General features: G+C 66.3%; 7 protein-coding genes. 1 reads left to right on the top strand and 6 read right to left on the bottom strand.

Annotated elements, in window-relative coordinates; genetic code table 11:
- From AC1DXV_RS29610 to AC1DXV_RS29595, 4 genes are all read right to left on the bottom strand, one after another.
- Positions 1-673: hypothetical protein (locus AC1DXV_RS29610; protein WP_477937014.1), on the bottom strand; the 673-nt coding region annotated here is incomplete at its 3' end.
- Positions 666-1,472, bottom strand: a complete 807-nt coding sequence (locus AC1DXV_RS29605) for a hypothetical protein (RefSeq protein WP_477864969.1) — start codon at positions 1,470-1,472, stop codon at positions 666-668. The genes AC1DXV_RS29610 and AC1DXV_RS29605, both read right to left, overlap by 8 nt.
- Before the next feature lie 218 nt (positions 1,473-1,690).
- Positions 1,691-2,206, bottom strand: a complete 516-nt coding sequence (locus tag AC1DXV_RS29600) for a beta propeller repeat protein (protein ID WP_477864968.1) — start codon at positions 2,204-2,206, stop codon at positions 1,691-1,693.
- 462 nt (positions 2,207-2,668) lie between these two features.
- On the bottom strand, positions 2,669-3,934 hold the full coding sequence (locus AC1DXV_RS29595) for a WD40/YVTN/BNR-like repeat-containing protein (protein ID WP_477937012.1): 1,266 nt from the start codon (positions 3,932-3,934) through the stop codon (positions 2,669-2,671).
- Positions 3,935-3,999: 65 nt separating this feature from the next.
- On the opposite strand from AC1DXV_RS29595, the gene AC1DXV_RS29590 reads away from it, so the two are divergent.
- On the top strand, positions 4,000-4,125 hold the full coding sequence (locus AC1DXV_RS29590; RefSeq protein WP_477864966.1) for a hypothetical protein: 126 nt from the start codon (positions 4,000-4,002) through the stop codon (positions 4,123-4,125).
- A 127-nt stretch (positions 4,126-4,252) separates the two neighbouring features.
- On the opposite strand, the gene AC1DXV_RS29585 is transcribed toward AC1DXV_RS29590, so the two are convergent.
- Together AC1DXV_RS29585 and AC1DXV_RS29580 are read right to left on the bottom strand one after the other, a co-directional pair.
- Entirely contained in the window at positions 4,253-5,479 is a 1,227-nt protein-coding gene (locus AC1DXV_RS29585; protein WP_477864965.1) for a WD40/YVTN/BNR-like repeat-containing protein, read from the bottom strand.
- 50 nt (positions 5,480-5,529) lie between these two features.
- Positions 5,530-6,630: beta propeller repeat protein (locus tag AC1DXV_RS29580; protein WP_477937010.1), on the bottom strand; the 1,101-nt coding region annotated here is incomplete at its 5' end.

Here is a 6,630-nt window from a genome sequence, read left to right as displayed (position 1 = left end):
GGGACATCGAGGAAGCGACGCCGCCGTTCGCGTCACCGGCAGAAAGGCGAATCCATTCGCCATGGTCGTATCGCCGTTCCTCCGGCAACGCGGCCTCCGACAGGCGCAGCGTGGTGCGCCCACGCAGATCGAACTCCGCCTGCGTGCCGGAATGGGGGCCCTCCAGGCGCAGCGACAGCATGGCCGGATCGGCCTGCATCGTGAGTCGGGTATCGGCCGGCCAACGCAATGTGCTCAGCGTGGCTTCATCGGAGCGGAGAACGATCGCACCGGAGGGGTTTGCCATGAAAGCCTGCACGAGGGTCGAGTCGGGTGATGCCAGCAGGCTGAAGCCTTCGACCCGGGTGTCACCACGCAACCGCAGGGGTCCGATCGCCGAGGCGCCGGCCATCGTCAGGGTGGCCGAACCGGCCTGCAGCTCGAGTCCCAGCGGGACAGCCGGCACCTGCACGGTCGCGGCCAGCGTCAGCACGACCGCCACCGCCAACATCGGTGCCAGCACGCGCCCCAGGCCGCGCCCCGCCGCAGCGCGCTGCTCTGCGAGCACGGTGTCGACGATGCGCAGCCGCTCCTGCAGATCCTTCAGTTCGGTGAGCGGCACATCGGGGGCCTGCAAGCGAGCAGCCAATTGCTTGGCCAGCAATTTCCGTTGCGAAGCAAGCTCGTCAGTCATCCAGCGCCCCGAGCACCGTGAATCGGAGCATGGGGAGGGCCTGGCGGCTGTCTGCGTCGACGGCCTGCACATCAACGGCGAAGCCCTTGCCATCGGCGGGCATCGGCATGGCGATGCTCAGCCGTTGCCACGGATAGCGTTGCGCATCCGGCACGTCGATCCAGCGCGGAGACCCGCCCTCCCCGAGGCGGTAGCTGCGCCATGCGAGCGAAGCGATGCGAACCGAGGCTCGAACCGTGGCCACTGCATCCGGCTGCACCAGGGCAGAAGCCGAGAGCGCCACCGGAGCCACCGCCGGGCCACCTGCAGCACCGGTGCGGCGCGTCAGCGCGAGAAAGCCCAGGTCGCTCGCTCGCAGGCGTGTTGCACCCAGCATCGGCGCAGGGTCCCAGCTCAGCGGCTGACCGGCAAGCAGGTCTGCCTCGACTCGGTAGAACGGCGACGACGGCATCGGCTGCACCACGAGCCGCAGCGGTGCTCGGGCCGCGGCTTGCAACGACAACGTCCCTGTGACCTTCTCTCCCGCCAGTCCGGCACCGCGGGTGAGCGATACCAACTCGACGAACGATTGCGAGACGGTCCTGTCGTAGAAGCCCTCGCAGCGCTCGGGCCCTGCCATCGAACCATACGGCGGCTGGCGCGAGGTGCTCGGGTGCAAGGTCGAACAATCGACACCCCATGCGGTCGTCACATGCGCTGCCATCACGATCGCGATCAGCAGGCGAGACACACGCTGGCTCACGAGCGCGTGCGACGCGCCCTCGTGCCAGATGCTGAGAATCCTGTCGACGAAGTCCATGGATCGCCTGCCGCAGTCTGTCGACGCCTCGGGTCCATGCGCCACGGGTCAGGCTAGGCGGATGCCCTGCCCCCTGCATCCCCAAGAGTGAGGAGGGTCAGTTCGCCTCTGAGAACTGCAAGCCATACCTTTCAATGTTTTCCAGTCTCCCTATCAATGCACGCCATGACTGACAGTATCCCTGGCAGAGCGGGTGAGTCTTCATGCCGAGCGCGGCTTCAAGGCTCGACATAACGCCACAGCCCGCTCGACCACATCGAGCCGACGTAGATGTTGTGCTTGCCGTCGTTGGTGGCGGCCACGCTGTTGGGTCCCCACACCAGCCCGGCAGGCAGTTCGGCAGCCATCCACTTCTTCCAGTTGTCGCCGGGCCAGGTTGCGCTGTGATACTGCGGGCCACCTTCGCTGAGCCCGCAACGCGAGCAGGCCCAGCCCCACATGAAGTAGAGGCCCTTGGTGGAGCCCCAGACGACGCCGCCGGCATCGGGCGAGACGCGTGTCCAGTTCCTGCCGAGGTCGGTGCTGCGGAACGTGCCGCTGTTGTTCGTGCCGGTGACGAACAAGCTGTTGCCGATCTGGAGCAGGTTGGCGTTCCCGTGAGCGTGTTGCAGGCCTTCGATGCCTTTGGGCTGGAACCAGTTCTGGCCACCGTCGGTCGTCATCACGCCCGATCCACCGTCTTGTGCGTAGGCGAACCAGGTCTTGCTCGTGGTGGCGGGGTTGCCGGTATTCACGAAGAAGGTTGCTGGGCACGGTCTTCCAGGTCAAGCCGTAGTCGGTCGACTTGAACAGCGTGCCATAGCCGCCCACGTACATGTCGCTCGGGTGTGCGGGGTCGGTGACGATGGAGCCGAGGCCGAAGGATCCGGCGTCCTGGTGCAACAGATCGTCCACCCCCGCAGGCGTCACGTTCTCCCACACGCCCACGGCACCGACGGCCGGGCCGGGTGGCGGCGCAGGAACCGGAGGAGCAGGAGCAGGAGCAGGAGCAGGAGCAGGAGYAGGAGCAGGAGCAGGAGCAGGTGCAGGAGCAGGTGCTGGGCTGGGCGCGTTTGCGACCGGCCCGCCGTTGCTGTCGTCATCCCCGCCACACGCGGCGAGCGCGGCGGCCAGCAGCAGGCACAGCAGTGGGCTCGGCCTGGGCTTTGGTGTCATGGTCGGCACCTTGACATCGCGTTGCATCAACGTGCGACAGTTCATCGGACCACCATGCGCCACACGCCGGCATTCAGGTTGCTGGAATAGACGATGTGGTGCACAGGGTCGTAAGCCAGGCCCCCGCCGTTTTTCATCAGCGGGCTGTTCATGGTGGTCCAGGTCGCAGGCTGCGTCTCGGAGGTCGACGCGTAGGGCTGCCAAGGTGCCGGGCCGGGGGCGTTGAACGGGAAGTAGCTGCTGGTGTACAGCCTGGTGCCGTCGCCGATGACGCCGAAAACGAAGCTGCCTGAGTCGGGCAGCTTCGACCACGTGAGGCCTTTGTCGAGGCTGCGCATCACGCCGTCGACCGTGCCCATGTAGAGCGTGCCGTTTGCCGAGCGATAGGTTTGCCCGCCGGCGTGGGAGCCGTTCACGCCTTGGACCTTGCTCCAGCTCGTGCCCTGGTTGGCCGACACCCACATGCCGTTGCTCTCGGAATTGAAGAGCCAGGTGTTGGCGTCGAGGATGTCGTAGCGGGTGCCCTCGCCGCCACCCCATGCCGGGTCGCCGTTGCGCATGACCCAGCTCACGCCGCCATCCTTCGTTTCGGCATAACAGGCCTTGGTGTTGGGCGGTGCGCACTCGGCATGCCAGCCCACCAGCAGGTGCGCGGGGTTGCTCGGGTCCATGCCGATGCCGCCCACGAAGCCGCCATACGGCGCCGCAGATGTGATGTTCGGCGTGAGCACCTGGTCCCAATCGATTCCGCCATTGGTCGTCTTGAACACACCGCTCTCGCCGTAGCCCTGGGGCGTGTACAGCACCTGGGGGTTCGTCGGGTCGATGACCATGACCCAGGTGCGCCCGGAGGCCATCACGTCGGCGTTGCGGCCGGTGCTGACCTTGAACCAGTGGGCGCCGCAGTCAAGCGATTTGTACACGCCGTCCAAGGCACGGCCCACATACACCGTCGACGGCGTGAGCGGGTCCACGACCATGGCCTGCATGCCGAACCAGTCGCCGGTCGTCAGGTCGACCTGCGGCGGGGTGATGTTCTCCCACACGCCGATCTTTGCTGCCGGCACGGTGCAGCCGGTGAGCGGCGCCTGCACCGTCAAGGCCAGGCTGACCGGATGCTGCGGATCGGCATGCGGTGTGGCCACCAGGTGGTAAGTGCCGGGTATGGCGGGCGCTGTGTAAACCCATTGCGGCCCACCCTGGCCCGCGGTGTACACGGGCGACGCCACGATGCTGCCGCCTGCCGCCCCCTCTTGCAGCGACCACGTCACCGCCTGGTCGGACGAGCTTTCAACGTCGACCGACACCAGCATCTTCTGTCCCACCGGAATGCTGGTGGCCGATGGTGCGATGGTGACCTGAACCGCGCCAGGTGCAGGTGCAGGTGCAGGTGCAGGTGCAGGTGCAGGTGCAGGTGCAGGCGCGGGTGCGGGTGCGGGTGCCGGTGCCGGTGCAGAGGCCGCTTCATCCTTGCCGCCACACGCAGCGAGCACGCTGATCGACAGCAGGCACAAGAGCGTGGTGGCTTTGGAGTGGTTGCATGTCATGGTGTGCATCGGTTGACCGAGGTTGGATGAATGGGCAGAGGGTGTGGTGTCAGGTGGTCCGATGGGTCTGCGGCTGCTCTACTTGACGAGCATGCGTGCGACACCCCCGGAGAACATCGAGGCGTAAAGAATGTGGTGCACCTCGTCGTACGCGAGGAAGGGGATGCCCCCGTCGTGCCCCAGCGCAACTTGCGGCGGTGTCGGAAGCTCGCTCCACGTCTCATCGCTCGAGAGCGTGGCGGTGCGGATGGAGGGTTGCCATTGGTTCGCCGCGAAGAGTTGGCTCGCCCCCTGGGCCATCATCACCATCGTTCCGTTGGTCCCGGCGACATGCTCCCAATGCACACCATCGGCGCTGCGGATCACGCCGCTGCGGCTGCCGAGGTAGTACTTGCCGTTCGTTGCGGGTGCCAGCGGGCGAATGGTGTATTCCGCCTCGCAGGTGCCTCCTCCCGTCAGGTGGCCGCGCTGCCAGGTCGCGCCCGAGTTTTCGGTGGTCATCAACTCGGAGCCGCACCAGACCCACGTGCCCCCTTTCACGATGACCACGCCGCCGCCTTCGGTCCAACCTTCAGGCGAGGTGAGCGTTCTCCACGTCTTGCCTCCGTCCAGCGTCTCCGCCATGCAGCTCGGCGCGTACGGCGCGCTGCAGCCTCCATGGGTCGAGACCAGAAGATGGAGGTGATTGCCGGCATCCATCGACACGTTGTTCACGAAGCGATAGTCCGCGTGCGCGTTGTACTCGGTTCCGGCCAGGACATCGGTCCAGCTGTATCCACCGTCGGATGACTTCCAGAGACTCTGCGCGCCGTATCCGGAGACGGCGTACAAGACGTTGCGCTCGACGGGATCGACCACCATGCTCCACTGGGCTCCGTCCCCCACTCCACCGTAGGTCTGGCGATCACCGACGCTGCCAGGACCGGTGTTGGCCTGCACCCATGAACCGCCGCAGTCATCAGAGCGCCAGATCTCGCTGTTCTCGCCGCCCGTGCCGAGCCACAGCCGGCGTGCGTCGAACGGATCGACCACGATCGCAGCGCCCACGGTTCCGTTGACGGCGAACGTGGTTTTCCAGCTGCCGGGAGGCGTGATGTCCTGCCACGTTCCAACGGCACCGAGGTTGGTGCAGTTGCCCGCTGGGGTGGGCGCAGGTGCCGGTGCCGGCGCAGGCGCGGGTGCCGGTGCAGGCGCTTGCACAGGTGTGTCGCCGTTGCTGTTGTCCTCACCACCGCAGGCCGCCAATGTCGCTGTCATCAGCAGGCAAAGAAGCGGGCTCGGTCGAAGGGCTGGGTGCGGCTTCATGGTGGTCTCTTCTTCGGTGGATGCAGTGATGCGAGGAGGCACGTGGRTTCTCAGGGCTCGATGTAGCGCCACACGCCATTGCCGGTGGCCATGAAGACCATCCAGTGCCCCGAAGCTTTGTGCAGCGTGCTGGCATTGCCCATCGGGAGCCCGCCTTCACCCTTCATGGCCTCGGGCGTGGTGGTGTAGTTGCGCAGCCACTGCGTGTCGTTGGCGATCGGCGCGCGTGCCAACTCGGGGCCGAGGAAGGAATTCGAATAGAGGTACTTGCCGGTGGCCGCGAGGCCGGTCGCGTTCTTGTTCATGAAGGCCCCGTTGGGTGGCGAGGGCCAGTAGTAGCCGGGCATCAGGTTCGTCCAGCTCTTGCAGTCGTCGGTCGATTTCCAGATGCTGCCTTCGCCGGGTTCGTAGCCCGGCGAATACCACGCGTTGCCGACCTTCACGGCTGTGTACGAACCGTGTGCGTGGTAATGGTCGCTGACGCGCTCCCAGGCGCTGGTGGAGATGGTTCCGTCGCGGTACTTCTGCGCTGCGGTGCCCCCCGTGCGACCGGCCGTGGCGGTGCGCCACACGCCGGCTTCCTGCGAGATCACGCACCAGGTGGTCGCGCTCACCGGAATGACGTAGTGCGACGTGCCGATCCCCGCTTTCGGCGGATGGATCACCCAGTTCTTGCCGCCGTCCCAGCTCTCGCCGAAGCCGCCGTCGGGCGTGTCCTTGAAGTAGTAGTGCTGTGTGGTGAGGATGTGGTTGGGCGGGTCGTCGGGAAGGATGGCCGTGTGGTACAGGTCGGTGCCGCCGAAGGGGCTGTAGGGCGCGTATGCCGTGTCGGCACCGGTGAGGCGCGTCCAGGTCGATGCGCCGTCGGTCGATTTCCAGATGCCGCCCGATCCGTAGCCGGCCGGTGAATAAAGCGTCGGCGAGGTCGAGGCGTCGCGGCTCGGGTTGGGGTCGATGCTGAAGCCCCACGGGTTGCCTTCCATCGCGCTGTTGTTCACCAGCGTCCAGTGGTCGCCGTAGTCGGTGCTGCGGTACCACTTGATCTTTCGCCCGTCGTTGTTGCCGCATCCCGTGATGACGGTGCCGGCATTGGCCGGGTCGACGACGACGCCCTGGCAGAAGTCGCCCGACACGAGCCCGGGCAGCAGCAA

The organism is Rhizobacter sp. P3_C12, from assembly GCF_056402735.1.
Note: the sequence above shows the minus strand (reverse complement) of the source record. Positions and strands in the feature narration are given on the sequence as shown.

Bases quoted from the DNA above. Each gene is read 5' to 3' on its own strand.
- AC1DXV_RS29585 (WP_477864965.1), bottom strand. From the start codon at position 5,479: ATGAAGCCGCACCCAGCCCTTCGACCGAGCCCGCTTCTTTGCCTGCTG.
- AC1DXV_RS29605 (WP_477864969.1), bottom strand. From the start codon at position 1,472: ATGGACTTCGTCGACAGGATTCTCAGCATCTGGCACGAGGGCGCGTCG.